Raw genomic sequence first — 16,766 nt, 5'->3', positions numbered from 1 at the left:
AGTTTCTTATTACAAATTGTTAAATCGTTAAATTTTCAATCTATCAATCTTTTAATTTTTCAATCTTTCAATCTAAAAACATGGATTTAAACTTAAATAACAAATACGCATTAGTTTGTGGTAGTACAGCTGGCATTGGAAAAGCCACAGCCATGGCTTTAGCCCATGAAGGTGCTAAAGTAACACTAATAGCTAGAAACCGAGAAAAAATAAAACAAGTATTAGCAGAATTGCCCAATAGTGAATCCCATGATTTTATTGTAGCGGACTTTTCGAACCCCAGAGAGTTACAAGAGCAAGTCATTAAATTTATAGACAAAAACCACGGCTTTCATATATTAATTAATAATACCGGGGGGCCTAGAAGCGGTGAAATTTTAACAGCAAGCTTAGACGAATTTGATAGTGCCTTTACACAACATGTGAAATGCAACCATGTACTGGCGCAAGCTACCATTCCTTTTATGAAAGAAGTGGGTTTTGGTAGAATTATAAATATTATTTCCACCTCGGTAAAAGAACCCATTCCAGGCTTGGGCGTAAGCAATACCATTAGGGGTGGTGTTGGTAATTGGAGTAAAACCCTATCTGTAGAGGTTGGCCCTTTTGGCATTACCGTAAATAATATTTTGCCAGGCTTTACTGAAACCGACCGTTTGAATGAAATTATTAAAATCAAGGCCAACAGTGCTGAAACTTCTATAGAGGAAATGGCTGAAACCATGAAAAAATATGCACCTGCAAAACGTTTTGCAAAGCCTGAAGAAACAGCCAATGCTATTGTATTCTTGGCCAGTGAAGCGGCAGGTTATATAAACGGAATTAACTTACCTGTTGATGGTGGTAGAACAAAATCTTTGTAACTTTATACTTTAAAACACACGATAATGAGCAAATTAGTTTCTCCATTAAATTTTAAGGATTGGATTGAAGAAAACAGACACCTTTTAAAACCACCTGTTGGCAATAAAGTGGTGTGGAAAGACAGTGATTTTATAGTTATGGTTGTTGGTGGCCCCAATAGTAGAAAGGATTATCACTATAATGAAACCCCAGAATTTTTCTATCAGGTAGAAGGTGATATTGTTTTAAAAATAATAGACAACGGCACACCAAAAGATGTTCATATTAAAGAAGGTGATATTTATTTGTTACCCCCAAAAGTACCACATTCGCCACAACGTGGTGCCAATACCGTGGGCTTGGTTATTGAATACAAGCGCCCCGAAGGCATACAAGATGCCCTGGTTTGGTTTTGCGAACAATGTACCACCAAACTTTATGAAGAAAATTTTAAGCTAAAAAATATAGAAACCGATATGCCTAAGATTTTTGATAAATATTACGGCAATTTGGATAAACGTACCTGCCCTAATTGCGGGCATGTGATGAACCCACCAGAAAAAGTGAAAATCGATTAATTTTTATGAATCGTAAACTGCGTATTAACGGTCACTCGCATTTACTTCCCTACCCAGAAGAGATTCCTGCATTTATGCGCGAGAAAGGCATTTTTTGGGTTGATAAAGACCGGAAATTTATGCTCCAGAAAGATTGGAGTCGGCCTGTAACCCATTCCAGTTTCTTTTTACATGAAAAATTGGAGTGGATGGCACATAATAATATAGACCATGCTGTTGTTTTAAATCTTTCCCAGTTATATGGTAATGGCTTACGGGTGGAAGAAATGAAACAAGCATTGCGATTTCAAAACGATTTTAATGCCCGTATTCAACATGAAAACCCAAGCAAGTTTACCTGTGGTTTTGTAGTACATCCTGGATTTATAAGAAGTGCTTGTTGGGAAATTGAACGTTGCGTGGAAACACATGGCATGCAGCTTTTGTGCCTTCCAACACATTTTATGGATACCATTGGTACTTGGCGTTGTATTTTTGATGAAGAAAACGAGCCTATTTTTGAATTGGCCAATAAATACAATTTAGCTGTTGAAATTCACCCTTACGATGGTGAGAAGTTCATTAAACTGGAAAACACTTCCTGGCGCTTCCATTTAATATGGATGCTTGCCCAATGTGCTGATGCTTATCATTTTTTAACCCTAAATGGATACCAAGAAAAATATCCCAATATGCGTACATGTTTTGCCCATGGTGGCCAACTGGCCCAAATTAATATAGGGCGCCGCATACAAGGGTTTGATGGCAGACCCGATTTGTTTGAAGGAAAACACCATCCCAGAAAAGCCGTTGGCCATAAAAATATTTTCTTTGATACTTTGGTTCATGATACTGGAGGATTAGAATTGTTAATTAAAAACCAAGGCGCTAAACAAGTTTTAATGGGGTTGGACGATCCGTATCCATTGGGTGAAATGGAAAATATTAAGCAATCTTCTTACCCAGGAAAAATATTGGACTTGGCTATGGAACGAGATATTATAAACCAAGATGAATACCATGCCATTTGGCAAGATAATGTTATACAATGGCTTTGTGGTGATGACGAGCCCAGCAAACAAAAACTAATCAATAGAATTCTTTCTTAATGCATTTTTTACCAGAGGCACTTGATAATTATGTTGTTGCACATTCTGAAAACGAACCAGAATTGTTACAACAACTTACCCGAGAAACATACCAAAAAATATTACAGCCCATTATGCTAAGTGGCCCCTACCAAGGCAGGGTACTAAGTATGATTTCTAAACTAGTTAATCCAAAAAACATATTAGAGTTGGGCACATTTACTGGCTATGCAACCTTATGCTTGGCTGAAGGCGTGCAACAAGATGGCGAAGTGCATACCATAGATATTAATGAAGAACTTGTGGATTTCCAACGCAGGTATTTTGATAAATCTAAATATGGGCATCAAATATTTCAACATTTGGGCAATGCCCTGGATATTGTTCCTTCTTTAGACAAAACCTTCGACTTGATATTTATTGATGCCGACAAGCCCAATTATGTTAACTACTTTCATTTAATAATTGATAAACTAAATCCCGGCGGCATCATCATTTCAGATAATGTATTATGGCATGGAAAGGTGGTTGAACCTTTAGACTCGAAAGACCTTGCAACTCAAGTTGTTTTAGAATATAATACACTTTTAAAAGAAGATGCTAGAATAGAAACCGTTTTGTTGCCCATTAGGGATGGGTTAACCATTAGCAGAAAAAAATAAGTTTTATAATTTTCGTTTTACCGAACCAGTAAAGTCGTCTAAATCGTCTTTAACGCCATCCATTTCTTTTTTTACATCGGACACAATACTGGTATCAATACCACTTTTCTCGGCAGTTTTAGTGATTTCATTCTTAATATCGTTAGTGGCATCCTTAAGTGTACGCATGCCTTTACCTAAACCACGGGCTATTTCTGGTAATTTGTCTGCACCAAAAACCATAACCACAATAAACAGTATAAAAACTATTTCTGCACCACTAATAAACAAAAATGTAGTATGTAATTTCACAACGCAAATATAGTGAGATGTTTTTACACAATAAAAGAAATGCGGATGTCTTTGCAGCCTCCTCTTATAATTGGTGCGCATCAATTGGTAAATTGATAAGCATGAACCAACAAAGAGACGCACATGAATCCATGGATTGATGCGCGTCTCTTTTAGTCCACATAAACACTAGGGTTTTTAAGGTGAATTAAGTTAACCTTTTACCTTATTCTTAAATTGCTCAAATTCACTTACCTGTGCTTCTCTTGGCCATGAGTTATTGGAAGTATCAACATCAGCGGTTTCTTTATTAGGATCTACAGTAATACCTACAATTTCTTTATTGGAAGCAATAACCTTACTAACCTCATAATCGTTTAACCTCCATATCTCTGCTGGGTATGTTTCTGTTTTTGTTGTACCATCCACATAAGTATATTCTACAATAATGGGCATTACCAATCCGCCTGGTTTTTCAAAAGTTACATTGTAAAAGTACTTAGGCGCTTTTATGTTCTTTCTTTCAGCCTCTGTAAAATTATCCATTAAGTATGTTTTAAGCGGTTGTGAATTTTCTACAGGCGACCCTTCTTTCATAGCCTCAGTATATTCTTCACTGCCTTCTTCTACCAAATATACCAACGGTTTTAAGTCTTTTACTGTTTTATTTATTGTTTTTAAATAATCCTTTATGTATTGGTTTGGTCCGAAAGAGACATAATATTTTTTTACATCTTTTACACCTATATCAACCCAGTCGGTAGTATAGAACCAGCCTCTCCAGAACCAATCCAAATCAAATGCTGACGCATCCTCCATAGTTCTAAAGAAATCTTCTGGTGTTGGATGTTTAAACATCCATCGGCGTGCATATTCTTTAAAAGCATAATCGAACAATTCTCGTCCCATAACTGTTTCCCTTAAAATATTTAGGGCAGTTGCTGGCTTACCATAGGCATTATTACCAAATTGGTATACATTAATTCCTTTGCTCATAATTGGAGCCATTAAATCTTGGGTACCACGCATGTAAGGAATAATCAATTGTGCTGGTCCGCGGTCGGAAGGAAAATGGGTGTCTTGTGGCGATAAAGCTTCTGGGTATTTTTCTCCAAACTCCTGTTCGGCCACATATTGCACAAACGTATTGAGTCCCTCATCCATCCAAGTCCATTGTCGCTCATCACTATTTACGATCATGGGGAAAAAGTTATGACCTACTTCATGTATAATAACCCCCATCATACCATACTTTACATGATCGGTATAAGTACCATCCTCTTTAGGGCGACCATGGTTCCAGCAAATCATGGGGTATTCCATACCTTGGTTTTTGGCATGTACCGATATGGCTTTGTGATAAGGGTAATCAAATGTCATTCTAGAATACGATTCTAAAGTACTGGCTACAGCTTTGGTAGACCATTCTTCCCAAAGCGGGTTTCCTTCTTTAGGGTATAAAGAGACTGCCATTACATCCTTATCACCTATTTTAACGGCCATCATATCCCAAATAAACTTTCTAGAAGTTGAAAAAGCAAAATCACGGACGTTTTCAGCATACAATTTCCATGTTTTAGTTTTATTTGAAAACCCTTTTTCGGCAGCTTCGGCCTCTGCTTGGGTTACAATAAAAACAGGTTTGTCATATGATTTTTTGGCCTGCTCATAACGTCTCATCATGGTTTTTGAAAACACTTCTTTTCTGTTCATTAGCTTACCCGTACCATCGAGAATGTGGTCTGCCGGCACCGTAATGCTCACTTTGTAATTACCAAATGGCAATGCAAACTCATCATATCCCCAAAACTGGGAATTTTGCCACCCTTCAACGTCATTGTATACCGCCATTCTTGGAAAAAATTGTGCAATAACATAGACTCTATTACCGTCTTTTGAGAAATATTCATATCCTGAACGGTCTCTTAATGGCACGTGGTCATTAATTTGATACCACCACTTAATTGAGAATGAAAATTTTTCGCCGCTCTTTAATGGCTTTGGCAGTTCAACACGCATCATTGTCTGGTTTATTGTATGCTGCAGTGCATTACCATTAGTGTCTTTAACTTCTTGAATATTAAATCCGCCATCAAACGGATCTTGTAGAAACCCAGAAGTAAATTGTCCTGGTGTGGCCCATGGCTTTACACCTGTAGATTCAATTAATGGTGTTTTAGAGTTTTTAGACCTTTTGTTTTGGTCTAACTGTACCCATAAATAATTTAAGTTATCTGGTGAGTTGTTTGTATAGGTAATGGTTTCAAACCCTGATAGCTTAGTATTTTTATCATCTAAAACAATATCCATTTCATAATCTGCCTGCTGCTGATAATATGCTGAACCTGGAGCTCCTGAGGCAGACCTATACATATTGGGGGTTGCAAACACGTCATATAATTGTCTGAACTTGTTTGTATTTGTGTGTCCTTTTTTTTGTTCTGCTTTTTCCTGTGCTTGTACAAATGAAATTGCTGAAATAAAAAACACAGACAGCATATAATACTTAAATTTTAACATAGCTAAATTGTTATTTCTCTAATGAATTTTGGATATAGGTGCTAACCAATACATAATTGTTACAAAAAACGCCAGAATACAAGGAATTATAAAGACAATTAACTTTTATTTAGTTAAATTTTAACAGTATATGGTCTTTTTGAGGAATAAGAATAAAGCTATTTTGCTTAGAATTAATTTTGGTTTTAATAATATTTTGTTGGTCACTGAACAAATCGAATAGAACTTTATTGCTGATTTCAAATGATTGAATACGCTCTATGCCCCTTATCTCCAAATAGCATTTAACAATGTCTGCCTCATACTCCTTCCCTATAAAAGACATATTTTCAACTTCACTACCATTAATCTTTATTTTAATTTTATCCTTTAAATATATTTCTATATAATCATTTACTAATGTGGCTTCGTTTTCTCTTGTTAATGTAATTGCTTTGTTATAACGTTCCTGTAAGAGATTTTCAAAATCATCAATAAATATTCTTGTAATTATCTGTACAGCTTGTTTTTCTTGTACATATTCTATTTGCGTAACACTTATATAGTATTTATGTACGGTTTTAAACGCAAAAAATGATAATGCCAAAACCAGTGATATAATCTTAAAAAACTTCATTTTTAATATTTGGTGCTAATGTAATTATTTTATTGTTATAGATTTAATACCCCTTTAGTCTTTTCAAAAAGCATTCCAAAATCAGTTCTTTAGTGTGGCAAGATTCTCTTTGTATTGCCTGTACTTCATTCTTAAAAAGATGAGGATATTAAAATCGGTTTGGTCTTTACAATAGGCTATAAAATTTTTATCGTCGGCACAGAAATAAAAAAAGTCCATTTTTAAATCCTCCTCCATAGGGTTTGAAGCAAAAAAATCTTTTGCCAATCGGGCTTTTATACTTTGCATAAGGGTTTCTCTTTCTTCAAGATCTACTCTTCTTTTAAGCATTTTTGTTCTACCAGAAATACCATTTAATATGGGGTTTAAAGGCACCGATCCCGTAAGGGCACCTAGTAACATTCTTGGCGTAAATTCCCCTGCCTCGCTCAAACGTCGCTCACTTTGAGTTGCTGGTTTACCGGTATATCCTGGAATGCCTACATCATAAAAATTAATGGGAGTCTTACCTTCTATACTTTTAATATCAGACCGTAAATCTCCCGTAAATATTTTGCCCACTACAACTTCATCTAATTCATTTATCTGTTCTTCCATAACCACTCTAAGTGTTTTTAGTAAGAATATGTTTTTATTTACAACAACTGTTTTGGGTTTATGCTGTATCGATGAAAATTGAATTGTATCATATAGTTTCGCCACTATCCTAAATTCCCCATAGGCATTCGTTATCGTAAAAGTTTGTGACGTGCTGTTTATAACATGTATGTTTTCAACATCAGTATTACCATCCACTTTACCTATAATTTCGACAGATTGAGAAAACATGCCTTGAAAATGGCAAGTGATTAAAAAAAGTACAAAATATCTAATTTTCAATATCAATCCTTTTTTAAAAACTCATTACTTTGCTTAATTAAAAACTCTATAAGGCGTATCTCATTTTCATCTTCTAATAATTCTTGGGGTATTCCTTCTTTTTCAACATAGGCCAAAAAAGCTTCTACACTTTGCAATGGAATATTAAATGTTTCACTAATAAAAGTATGGGAGTAAACATCTAACAGTTCCTTAGGTTTCTGTTCTTGTAACAGTTCACTTTTAACAGAGTTATTTTTTTTAGATTTAAAAATGGCTTTAAATAGTTTATTGAAACTGATACCATTGTATAACTGTCCTTTATTCATTGTAGAATTTAAAGCGTCTTCAATAACTTTATTGTCAAGAGCTTTACTCTCTGCGTCTAACGCATTCATATTACCAAGATAAATTTTAATTACTGGTGGTGGTTCTACATTTTCAACATCTACAACCAAATTGCCAGAAAGACCGTGTCTTAATAAAACGGCATCAAGACTATTAATGTGTTCTCTTAAATAGATTTTTAATTCTTTAGTCTTTATAACAGATTCATCTACTGTAACAGTAACAGATTCAAATTGTAAAGCAGAAATCTCAATTTGGTCATTTAAAGCAACTTCAATCACAAATTCACCTTCACTATTCGTTATAGTTCCTTTATTTGAAGATGTGTTAAAAATTGTAATATTCTCAACATCATTATCATCTACAAAAACTACGCCCTTAACTTCAATGCGCTCAACGGTTTGGCCACCCATTGAAGTTATATAGACTGTTAAAATAAACAATAGTAATATATGTTTCACATCTCTTTTTTTAAAATATAAAGAACGCTCATGAAGTCTTAAATAAAATGAAAAATGACTTTAAACTTTTGTTAAACCTTGCATTTATATACATTTATGCTCTAAAATTCAATTAATGAAACATCCATTGAAACATATTGTTATTGCCAGTACATCTACCATACATGGTAGTGGTTATTTAGAATATATTTTAAATGATTTGGAAGTCTTTTTTAAGAATGCCAAAAGCATTTTATTCATTCCTTATGCCAGACCAGGAGGAATCTCTCATGATGCCTATACTGAAACCGCAAAAAAAGCTTTTGCTAAAATTAACAAAACTGTAAAGGGGGTTCATGAATTTGACAATCCTACTGAAGCTGTTACTAAGGCTGAAGCTATATTTGTTGGAGGTGGTAACACCTTTGTACTTACTTACCAATTGTACAAAAACAATTTAATTGATGCTTTAAAAACTGTTGTAATGAATGGCACGCCTTACTTGGGTACCAGTGCTGGAAGCAATATTTGCGGACTTACTATAAAAACGACCAATGATATGCCTATTGTGTACCCTCCCAGTTTTAATGCACTGGCTTTGGTTCCATTCAATATCAATCCGCATTATCTAGATCCTGATACCACAAGCACCCACATGGGAGAAACCAGGGAAACCCGCATTAAAGAATTCCACCATTATAATTCGCCACCTGTTATTGGCTTACGGGAAGGCAGTTGGTTACATGTTTCTGGAAATTCCATTGTTTTAAAAGGAACTCTGAAAGCGCGTATTTTTGAGTACAATAAAGTTCCTTATGAGGTTAACCCCGATACGGAGCTTAATTATTTAAAATAAAAAAACCTCATGTTTCATGAAGTTTTTTAGAGCGGGAAATCACGCTTCGGGCGTGACAACATTCAACTTGGAGCGGGAGACCGGGTTCGAACCGGCGACATTCAGCTTGGAAGGCTGACGCTCTACCAACTGAGCTACTCCCGCAATAATGATTGCAAATATATAAAAACCGTTTATTATAGTACAAGAAAAAACTACAACTTTTTTAAGAAATGATACCCTAATATAATGAAGCCTTCATTAAAATAAAACTTATGCGAAGCATGGTTGCTTACATAGGTATTTAACTCTATGGTTTCAAAACCTTTATCCCTAACATAGTTATAAATCCATTTAAAAAACTGTTTGCCAATACCCTTACCACGATATGCTTCATCAATATAAACATGATCTGGTTCTACACTCTTTCCTGAATAGTGCCTTGTACAAAACCACAATCCACAAACCCCCATTAATTTGTCATTATCGTAAACTACCGCACACTCATAGTTTTGAGCAGCCATTTCCTTAAAACGTTGTTCCAAAACTTGTCTTGGTATCTTATAATTATTTAAGATTTCCACCAAGGGAACCACATCCAATATTTCCTCGTTGTCAAGAATTTTAAATACAAATGCCATATTTGTTTTTAGGCTAAATTAAAGAATTTGGTTAATCTCAACACCTTAAAAAATAATTTTGTTTATGTTTGGCTTATTATTTCATCCCTGATAATGAACAAGCCATTAAACCACACAATAAAAACAATAAGTGCCTCTGAAACATTTGCCGTAAGACATCCCATTTTAAGACCTGTCAGGCCTATTGAAAGTTGTATTTTTGATGGTGATGAGCTGGATACAACCTTTCATCTAGGATTGTATATTGAAAATCGACTTGTTGGTGTTAGCTCATTTTTAAAGAACTCGCACCCATTACTGCGTACCTCGTTGCAATACCAATTAAGAGGCATGGCCACGTTAAATGAATTTCAAGGCATGGGATTAGGAAAGTGCATTGTTAATTATGCCGAAACACTCTTAAGGCAACAACACATTGAAGTGGTTTGGTGCAACGCTAGAGAGGTAGCGGTTAATTTCTATAAGAAAAACAATTTTAAAATTATTGGCACCCCCTTTAATATTGAAGAAATAGGCAAGCACTATATCATGTACAAAACATTATAAAATACAAACCATTTAATTTGTATTTTAGTGCTTAAACTACGGCATATGAAACGTAAAAATTTAAAATATAGAGTTCTAATTGGTTTAGCCATTGCTTTATTTTTTGTGGTGAAGCGTTGTAGCCAAAGAGAAGTTAATCCCTATACAGGTAGAACACAAACCATATCGATGTCTCCAGACAAAGAAATAGCAATTGGTTTGCAAAGTGCCCCACAAATAACACAACAGTATGGTGGGTTACACCCAAACAATCGGTATCAAGCTTTGGTAGACCAAGTTGGCAACAAACTAGTAAAAAACAGTATTGCTGAAAATACTCCGTACCAATATGAATTTCATCTACTAAACGACTCAAATACAATTAATGCATTTGCATTGCCGGGTGGGCAGATTTTTATAACCTATGCCTTATTTTCGAAATTAGAAAACGAAGACCAACTTGCTGGTGTTTTGGGTCATGAAATAGGACATGTTTTGGGGCGTCATAGCGCTGAACGGATTGCAGAAACCGAGTATTGGCAAGGACTGGCCACAGCAGGTTCTGTAGGTGCAGATATTGGAGATTTAGTAGGTAGTATTGGTCAAAACACATTACTAACCAATGGTAGGGATGATGAACTAGAAAGTGATGAATTGGGTGTGTTGTTTATGATAAAATCCGGATATACACCTGAAGAAATGATTGGCGTTATGGAAATTTTAAAAGATGCTGCAGGCCCTAACCGTGTTCCAGAATTTCAAAGCACACATCCCGATCCTGACAACAGGATTGAAAAGATAAAAGCCGCTATAGAGAAATATAAAGATCAATAAAAAAGTAAAAGCCATGATTTACCATAGCTTTTACGAGTGACTAACTCAAAATAATTATATATAGGTTTCTAATTATTTTTTAGATAATGCTTCAACAAGAACTTTTTGAGCATCTTTTGCCCCATGTAGTTTTGCATATTTCATTGCTGTTAAACCCTTACTGGATTTAACTTTTAAGTTGGCTCCTCTCTGAATTAGAAGTTTTAAAATTTCAACCCGGTTATACTTAGCAGCATACATGGCAGGTGTCATACCTTCAGATTTTTGATTAACGTCTTCACCTCTAGCCAAGAGTTTTTTCACAGTTTCTATATCGCCTTTAGCAATAGAAACACAAAAAGAATTTACTTTAAATACGGCTTCAACGTTGGTGTCTTTTACTTGGGGAACTACAGTTTTTGCATTAACAGTTATTACAGTAAAACATAATGCAATAGCAGAAATGATGATTGTTTTTCTCATGATGAAAGATTTTAATTTGATTAATGATTTCGTTTTTTGATATATTAAAGAGACGATAAAATTTTTAATCTGTTACATAAAAAGTATTTTATAACAGATTTTTAACGTTTAATTCACATATCATTAACGGAGCAGCTTTTTTTTTAATTTCTATCAAAAAGTGAACATTACAGGGGTTTTTAAGTGGTTAATTTTACTTTATTTATCAAACTTCAGTATCTTTGAATACTGTTAAAATTTTAATATAAATATGAACAAAAAAGTCATCTTAATGATACTTGACGGTTGGGGAAACTCTCCAGACCCTAAAGTTTCAGCCATCGATCATGCCAATACACCGTTTATAGATTCCCTTTACAAAAAATATCCTTTTGCTACCTTAAGAACAGACGGCCTTCATGTAGGTTTACCTGAAGGGCAAATGGGAAATAGTGAAGTTGGCCACATGAATCTTGGTGCTGGACGTATTGTGTATCAAGATTTAGTGAAAGTTAATTTAGCAGTAAAAAATAAAACACTTAATACTGAAAAAGTACTGGTTGATGCTTTTAATTATGCAAAGACCAATAATAAAGATGTTCACTTTTTAGGTTTGCTTAGTGATGGAGGTGTACATTCCCATATTAACCACCTTTTTGGACTATTGGACGCAGCAAACGATTTTGGTTTAAAAAATACTTATGTCCACGCCTTTACCGACGGTAGGGACGTAGACCCAAAATCAGGTTTCGGGTTTTTAACCGAGCTGGAAACCTATTTAGAAAAAACCAATGGTAAACTAGCTACTGTAACGGGTCGATACTATGCTATGGATAGAGATAAACGGTGGGAACGCATAAAGCTAGCCTATGATGCTATGGTAAATAGCATAGGAGAAACCTCAACAAACATAACCGAAACCATTCAAAAAAGTTATAACGACGATATTACCGATGAATTCATTAAACCAATAATTATGGTTAATAATGACGGTGAACCTGTTGCAAAAATTAAAGATGACGATGTAGTGATCTTCTTTAACTTTAGAACTGATCGTGGCCGCGAATTAACTGAAGCCTTAACACAAAAAGATTTTCATGAGCAAAATATGCATAAACTGAATTTGCATTATGTAACGCTTACAAATTATGACGATACTTATAAAAACATTCAAGTTATTTTCAATAAAGAAAACCTAAATGAAACTTTAGGGGAGGTATTGGAAAAACATAATAAAACTCAAATTCGCATTGCCGAAACAGAAAAATACCCGCATGTAACCTTTTTCTTTTCTGGTGGAAGGGAAGCTCCTTTTAAGGGTGAATCCCGTATTTTAAGAAACTCTCCAAAAGTAGCAACATACGATTTACAACCCGAAATGAGCGCTTATGAATTACGAGATGCCCTAGTTCCTGAATTACAAAAAGGCGAGGTGGATTTTGTGTGCTTAAATTTTGCCAATGGCGACATGGTTGGACATACTGGTGTTATGGAAGCAGCCATTAAAGCCTGTGAAGCTGTTGACACTTGTGTGAAGGATGTTGTAACTACAGCCCTAAACAATGGCTATACCACCCTTTTAATTGCCGATCATGGAAACTGTGAAACCATGATAAACCCAGATGGGTCGCCAAATACAGCACATACAACAAACCCTGTACCTGTTATTTTAATAGATAATGAGTTAAAAACCATTAATGATGGTATTTTGGGAGATATGGCCCCTACCATTTTAAAACTTATGGGAATAGCACAACCTGAAGCCATGACGCAGCATGCACTTGTTTAAAACCAAGGAAAGATAAATTATTGTACTTTTGTGAAAACTCAAGTCTGTAGTTTAAATGAATTTTAACGAACAACTTATTATTGCTGTCGATTTTGACGGCACCATAGTAGAAGACGCCTACCCTAAAATAGGTAAGCCCATCATTTTTGCCTTTGAAACTTTAAAGATGTTACAAGAAAAAGGGCACCGCCTTATCTTATGGACCTACCGCAGTGGTTCCCGATTAGATGAAGCAGTTAAGTTTTGTGAAGCTAATGGGATACATTTCTATGCTGTTAACAAAAGTTTTCCTGAAGAAATATATAACGATACCGTGAGTAGAAAAATTCATGCCGACTTATTTATTGATGATAGAAATATTGGTGGCTTTTTAGGTTGGGGAGAAATCTATCAAATGCTTACAAACAGTGCCCCTCCCACTCATGAAAAGAAGAAAGGATTCTTCAGTCTCTTTAAATAAAGCTTTTTCAGTCTTAAAACAAGTCAATCATAGCATTTTAAGTATCTTTGCCATTATTTTAAAAAAATGATCGTTACAAAAACAAAAGAAGAAATAGAGTTGATGCGTGAAAGCGCTTTAATAGTATCCAAAACATTAGGAGAAGTAGCTAAAGAAATTAAACCAGGCGTTACAACATTACAGTTAGATAAAATTGCCGAAACGTGTATTAGGGACCACGGTGCCATACCTGGTTTTTTGGGCTTATATGATTTTCCAAATACCCTTTGCATGAGTCCGAATACTCAAGTAGTTCATGGTATTCCCAACAGTATCCCGCTAGTTGAAGGAGATATTATTTCTATTGACTGTGGGGCTTTAAAGAATGGTTTTTATGGCGATCATGCTTATACCTTTGCTGTTGGGGAAATTGCTCCTGAAACTGAAAAATTACTAAGAATTACCAAAGAATCACTATACGTTGGTATAAGGGAGTTTAAAAAAAACAACCGTGTTGGCGATGTAGGCTATGCCATTCAAAAATACTGCGAAGATCACGGCTATGGTGTGGTTAGGGAATTGGTTGGGCATGGTTTGGGTAAAGACATGCATGAAGACCCTGAAATGCCAAACTATGGCAAACGTGGTAGGGGTAAAAAATTTATTGAGGGAATGGTAGTAGCTATTGAACCTATGATAAATATGGGAACACACCGCATAAAGCAACACAATGATGGCTGGACCATTACTACCCTTGACAATAAGCCCAGCGCCCATTTTGAGCATAATGTAGCGCTTGTTGAAGGCAAGCCAGAGTTACTTTCTACCTTTGCATACATTTATGACGCCCTTGGTATTACCTCGAACGAAGAAGACGAGTTTAGACAAAAAGCTTTAGTTCTATAACACTTATGTGTCAAATTAAATGCATTGAAAAAGCTTATAAAAACAATACTAAACATTGTTCCTAGACCTTTGTTGATAAGGCTAAGTTACTTTATACGACCTATATTAGCTTACACTTTAAAAGGCAATACCTATACTGATCCTATTGATGGTAGAAGTTTTAAAACCTTTTTACCCTATGGTTATGGCACCCAACGTCTCAATGTATTATCACCATCCACTCTTTCCTTAGAAAGACATCGCTTATTATGGTTGTTTCTAAAAAACGAAACAGATTTCTTTTCAGCCAAGAAAAAAGTACTCCATTTTGCTCCTGAACAGGCTTTTTACAAGCGGTTTAAAAAGATGAACAACTTAGATTATACTACAACAGATTTAAACTCGCCATTGGCCGATGTTAAAGCAGATATATGCGAACTGCCTTTTAAAGACAATACATTTGATTTGGTTTTATGTAACCACGTACTGGAACACATTCCTGATGACACAAAAGCCATGCAAGAGTTGTACCGTGTTATGAAAACTGGAGGTATGGGAATTTTTCAAATACCACAGGATTTAAGTAGAATAGATACCTTTGAGGACAATGCCATTACTGATAAAAAAGAGCGGGCTAAAATATTTGGTCAATACGACCATGTAAGAGTGTACGGTCGCGATTATTTTGACAAATTACAACAGGTAGGTTTTAAAGTGGATGCTGTAGATTATACCTCCAATTTTTCAGAGCAAGATATAAATAGCTACTGCCTAGCTAAAGGAGAAATTATTCCTGTGGTTTACAAATAAGTTATACTTCTGGAAATCCATTTAAAGAGAGCGTTTCCAGCTCACCATGTTCATTATCAAAAATCAAGAACACTCTCAAACTGGGATGTTTCTTTAAAAACGCTTTTACTTTTTCAATTCCCATAGTTTTAAAAACTGTGGCATAGGCATCGGCCTCCATGCAATTATCTGCTATTACCGATATACTCAATAGATTAGTTTTACTAGGATAACCCGTTTTGGCATCTATAATATGTGCATATCTATTACCTTTTTCATCAATCTTAAACTTTCGGTAAGTGCCAGAAGTTGCCATAGCCTCATTGTGCAAACTAATGGCTTTTAAAATAGATTGGGTGCCATCAAAATGGGGCATCTCCACACCTACTTTCCAAGGCGTGTTTTTTTCAGTGTTTATACCTTTTACACGTATTTCGCCGCCTATTTCCACTAAATAATTGTCTACATGCCTGCTTTCCAAAAAATCACTCAACACATCCACACCATAACCTTTTGCAATAGCATTAAAATCTATAAAAGTTTCTTTGGGTTTTTGCACTTTATTATCAATTCTAGTTACTTTATCAAAACCAACTGAGAACATTAAACTATCTATTTTAAGGCTATCCAGTGTAACTATCTTTCCTTCAGGGCCAAAGTCCCACGCATTCACTAAAGCACCAATAGTTGGGTCGAAAGCACCATCGGTTTCCTCATAAATACGCTTAGATGCTTCAAAAACACTTATAAAGTGGGAATCCACCAAGCTGTCTTCATTCCTGTTCAATTTAGAAATCATGGAATTTGTTTGGTAAGTAGACATCGATTTATTGATAATGGCAAACAGGCTATCAAATTGGAGTTCATAATTTTCTTTACCATCGTAAATTACTGAATAACTTGTTCCAAAAGCAGTTCCAGCTAGCTTGGTTGTTTTATAGGTTTCATTGCAAGAAATAATAAATAACACTAAAAACAGGCTTAAAAAGTATTTCATTTAATTAAGATTGGTTTCTAAAACTTGAATACCATTGTATTCCAACAAATAATCCTCGTTTAGATAGATAGGACGCTTTCCGCCTTCTAAATTGCCAATACCTACACCCGCATAAAGCACTTTAGCATTTTGTTCTCTGGCATGCTTTTTAAAAGTTTCCATCCAAACCACATCATAATTATTTGGATTATCTGGTAGTATAACCACCCTTACTATAACAAAATAATACTGTTTATTTTTATCAATGCAAACAAATTGTGGGTGCTTTTTCAGCTTACTATTAATGGCAATAAACTCAAAGCCACGTTCTTCCAAATCTTTTCCAACATGGTTCATGGCCAAATTATGTAGTTCTTGTTTTGTTAGAGGTTTACCCATAATGCAAAAAT

The 16,766-nt window shown here is 35.1% G+C and carries 20 protein-coding genes and 1 tRNA gene; 11 read left to right on the top strand and 10 right to left on the bottom strand.

The window, feature by feature from the left end:
• Positions 1-80: 80 nt before the first annotated feature.
• Genes AC5SR4_RS10975 through AC5SR4_RS10960 form a run of 4 tightly spaced genes read left to right on the top strand, consistent with a single transcriptional unit; the run spans position 81 to position 3,150 of the window.
• On the top strand, positions 81-863 hold the full coding sequence (locus AC5SR4_RS10975) for an SDR family oxidoreductase (protein WP_495356289.1): 783 nt from the start codon (positions 81-83) through the stop codon (positions 861-863).
• 24 nt (positions 864-887) lie between these two features.
• On the top strand, positions 888-1,421 hold the full coding sequence (locus AC5SR4_RS10970) for a 3-hydroxyanthranilate 3,4-dioxygenase (protein WP_495356288.1): 534 nt from the start codon (positions 888-890) through the stop codon (positions 1,419-1,421).
• Positions 1,422-1,426: 5 nt separating this feature from the next.
• Entirely contained in the window at positions 1,427-2,509 is a 1,083-nt protein-coding gene (locus AC5SR4_RS10965) for an amidohydrolase family protein (RefSeq protein ID WP_495356287.1), read from the top strand.
• A complete protein-coding gene (locus AC5SR4_RS10960; RefSeq protein WP_495356286.1) occupies positions 2,509-3,150 on the top strand; it encodes an O-methyltransferase in 642 nt (213 codons plus the stop codon). Before AC5SR4_RS10965 ends, AC5SR4_RS10960 begins: the two co-directional genes overlap by 1 nt.
• A 3-nt stretch (positions 3,151-3,153) precedes the next feature.
• On the opposite strand, the gene AC5SR4_RS10955 is transcribed toward AC5SR4_RS10960, so the two are convergent.
• The 5 genes from AC5SR4_RS10955 to AC5SR4_RS10935 all read right to left on the bottom strand — a co-directional run bounded on the left by AC5SR4_RS10955 (position 3,154) and on the right by AC5SR4_RS10935 (position 8,223).
• Positions 3,154-3,441 carry a Sec-independent protein translocase subunit TatA/TatB gene (locus tag AC5SR4_RS10955; RefSeq protein WP_495356285.1) on the bottom strand — a complete coding sequence of 96 codons (288 nt, stop codon included), beginning with the start codon at positions 3,439-3,441 and terminating at the stop codon, positions 3,154-3,156.
• Between the two features lie 192 nt (positions 3,442-3,633).
• Positions 3,634-5,940 carry a M1 family metallopeptidase gene (locus tag AC5SR4_RS10950; RefSeq protein ID WP_495356284.1) on the bottom strand — a complete coding sequence of 769 codons (2,307 nt, stop codon included), beginning with the start codon at positions 5,938-5,940 and terminating at the stop codon, positions 3,634-3,636.
• Positions 5,941-6,049: 109 nt separating this feature from the next.
• A complete protein-coding gene (locus AC5SR4_RS10945) occupies positions 6,050-6,556 on the bottom strand; it encodes a DUF6702 family protein (RefSeq protein ID WP_495356283.1) in 507 nt (168 codons plus the stop codon).
• Between the two features lie 81 nt (positions 6,557-6,637).
• Positions 6,638-7,435, bottom strand: a complete 798-nt coding sequence (locus AC5SR4_RS10940) for a hypothetical protein (protein WP_495356282.1) — start codon at positions 7,433-7,435, stop codon at positions 6,638-6,640.
• Positions 7,436-7,437: 2 nt separating this feature from the next.
• The gene (locus AC5SR4_RS10935) at positions 7,438-8,223 is read right to left on the bottom strand and encodes a BamP family beta-assembly machinery protein (protein ID WP_495356281.1); all 786 of its coding nucleotides are present in this window, start codon (positions 8,221-8,223) and stop codon (positions 7,438-7,440) included.
• A 127-nt stretch (positions 8,224-8,350) separates the two neighbouring features.
• On the opposite strand from AC5SR4_RS10935, the gene pepE reads away from it, so the two are divergent.
• Positions 8,351-9,058, top strand: a complete 708-nt coding sequence (pepE, locus tag AC5SR4_RS10930) for a dipeptidase PepE (protein WP_495359178.1) — start codon at positions 8,351-8,353, stop codon at positions 9,056-9,058.
• A gap of 68 nt (positions 9,059-9,126) precedes the next feature.
• Here the strand turns inward: pepE and AC5SR4_RS10925 are convergent.
• A tRNA-Gly gene (locus tag AC5SR4_RS10925) sits at positions 9,127-9,202 on the bottom strand.
• Between the two features lie 50 nt (positions 9,203-9,252).
• Positions 9,253-9,678: a GNAT family N-acetyltransferase gene (locus tag AC5SR4_RS10920; RefSeq protein ID WP_495356280.1), complete on the bottom strand. Its 426-nt coding sequence runs from the start codon at positions 9,676-9,678 to the stop codon at positions 9,253-9,255.
• A gap of 93 nt (positions 9,679-9,771) precedes the next feature.
• Between AC5SR4_RS10920 and AC5SR4_RS10915 the strand changes: the two genes are divergently transcribed.
• The gene (locus AC5SR4_RS10915) at positions 9,772-10,224 is read left to right on the top strand and encodes a GNAT family N-acetyltransferase (protein ID WP_495356279.1); all 453 of its coding nucleotides are present in this window, start codon (positions 9,772-9,774) and stop codon (positions 10,222-10,224) included.
• 45 nt (positions 10,225-10,269) lie between these two features.
• The gene (locus AC5SR4_RS10910) at positions 10,270-11,037 is read left to right on the top strand and encodes a M48 family metalloprotease (protein WP_495356278.1); all 768 of its coding nucleotides are present in this window, start codon (positions 10,270-10,272) and stop codon (positions 11,035-11,037) included.
• Between the two features lie 72 nt (positions 11,038-11,109).
• Here the strand turns inward: AC5SR4_RS10910 and AC5SR4_RS10905 are convergent, their stop codons facing one another.
• Entirely contained in the window at positions 11,110-11,499 is a 390-nt protein-coding gene (locus tag AC5SR4_RS10905) for an ankyrin repeat domain-containing protein (RefSeq protein WP_495356277.1), read from the bottom strand.
• 250 nt (positions 11,500-11,749) lie between these two features.
• On the opposite strand from AC5SR4_RS10905, the gene gpmI reads away from it, so the two are divergent.
• The 4 genes from gpmI to AC5SR4_RS10885 all read left to right on the top strand — a co-directional run bounded on the left by gpmI (position 11,750) and on the right by AC5SR4_RS10885 (position 15,401).
• The gene (gpmI, locus tag AC5SR4_RS10900) at positions 11,750-13,267 is read left to right on the top strand and encodes a 2,3-bisphosphoglycerate-independent phosphoglycerate mutase (RefSeq protein ID WP_495356276.1); all 1,518 of its coding nucleotides are present in this window, start codon (positions 11,750-11,752) and stop codon (positions 13,265-13,267) included.
• A 55-nt stretch (positions 13,268-13,322) separates the two neighbouring features.
• The gene (locus tag AC5SR4_RS10895) at positions 13,323-13,727 is read left to right on the top strand and encodes a BT0820 family HAD-type phosphatase (protein WP_495356275.1); all 405 of its coding nucleotides are present in this window, start codon (positions 13,323-13,325) and stop codon (positions 13,725-13,727) included.
• 66 nt (positions 13,728-13,793) lie between these two features.
• The gene (gene map, locus AC5SR4_RS10890; RefSeq protein WP_495356274.1) at positions 13,794-14,612 is read left to right on the top strand and encodes a type I methionyl aminopeptidase; all 819 of its coding nucleotides are present in this window, start codon (positions 13,794-13,796) and stop codon (positions 14,610-14,612) included.
• Positions 14,613-14,636: 24 nt separating this feature from the next.
• Entirely contained in the window at positions 14,637-15,401 is a 765-nt protein-coding gene (locus AC5SR4_RS10885) for a class I SAM-dependent methyltransferase (protein ID WP_495356273.1), read from the top strand.
• A gap of 1 nt (position 15,402) precedes the next feature.
• Here the strand turns inward: AC5SR4_RS10885 and AC5SR4_RS10880 are convergent, their stop codons facing one another.
• Positions 15,403-16,377 carry an FAD:protein FMN transferase gene (locus AC5SR4_RS10880; protein WP_495356272.1) on the bottom strand — a complete coding sequence of 325 codons (975 nt, stop codon included), beginning with the start codon at positions 16,375-16,377 and terminating at the stop codon, positions 15,403-15,405.
• Positions 16,378-16,755 (bottom strand): DUF8840 domain-containing protein, encoded by a 378-nt coding sequence (locus AC5SR4_RS10875; RefSeq protein ID WP_495356271.1) that lies wholly within the window; start codon positions 16,753-16,755, stop codon positions 16,378-16,380.
• Between the last annotated feature and the right edge of the window lie 11 nt (positions 16,756-16,766).

It is taken from the genome of Aestuariibaculum scopimerae (genome assembly GCF_059428085.1).
This window is presented reverse-complemented; position numbering and strand designations above follow the sequence as displayed.

Bases quoted from the DNA above. Each gene is read 5' to 3' on its own strand.
- map (WP_495356274.1), top strand. From the start codon at position 13,794: ATGATCGTTACAAAAACAAAAGAAGAAATAGAGTTGATGCGTGAAAGC.
- AC5SR4_RS10945 (WP_495356283.1), bottom strand. From the start codon at position 6,556: ATGAAGTTTTTTAAGATTATATCACTGGTTTTGGCATTATCATTTTTT.
- AC5SR4_RS10875 (WP_495356271.1), bottom strand. From the start codon at position 16,755: ATGGGTAAACCTCTAACAAAACAAGAACTACATAATTTGGCCATGAAC.
- AC5SR4_RS10960 (WP_495356286.1), top strand. From the start codon at position 2,509: ATGCATTTTTTACCAGAGGCACTTGATAATTATGTTGTTGCACATTCT.
- AC5SR4_RS10910 (WP_495356278.1), top strand. From the start codon at position 10,270: ATGAAACGTAAAAATTTAAAATATAGAGTTCTAATTGGTTTAGCCATT.
- AC5SR4_RS10950 (WP_495356284.1), bottom strand. From the start codon at position 5,940: ATGTTAAAATTTAAGTATTATATGCTGTCTGTGTTTTTTATTTCAGCA.
- AC5SR4_RS10905 (WP_495356277.1), bottom strand. From the start codon at position 11,499: ATGAGAAAAACAATCATCATTTCTGCTATTGCATTATGTTTTACTGTA.
- AC5SR4_RS10895 (WP_495356275.1), top strand. From the start codon at position 13,323: ATGAATTTTAACGAACAACTTATTATTGCTGTCGATTTTGACGGCACC.
- AC5SR4_RS10970 (WP_495356288.1), top strand. From the start codon at position 888: ATGAGCAAATTAGTTTCTCCATTAAATTTTAAGGATTGGATTGAAGAA.
- AC5SR4_RS10880 (WP_495356272.1), bottom strand. From the start codon at position 16,377: ATGAAATACTTTTTAAGCCTGTTTTTAGTGTTATTTATTATTTCTTGC.
- AC5SR4_RS10920 (WP_495356280.1), bottom strand. From the start codon at position 9,678: ATGGCATTTGTATTTAAAATTCTTGACAACGAGGAAATATTGGATGTG.
- AC5SR4_RS10965 (WP_495356287.1), top strand. From the start codon at position 1,427: ATGAATCGTAAACTGCGTATTAACGGTCACTCGCATTTACTTCCCTAC.
- AC5SR4_RS10915 (WP_495356279.1), top strand. From the start codon at position 9,772: ATGAACAAGCCATTAAACCACACAATAAAAACAATAAGTGCCTCTGAA.
- AC5SR4_RS10975 (WP_495356289.1), top strand. From the start codon at position 81: ATGGATTTAAACTTAAATAACAAATACGCATTAGTTTGTGGTAGTACA.
- gpmI (WP_495356276.1), top strand. From the start codon at position 11,750: ATGAACAAAAAAGTCATCTTAATGATACTTGACGGTTGGGGAAACTCT.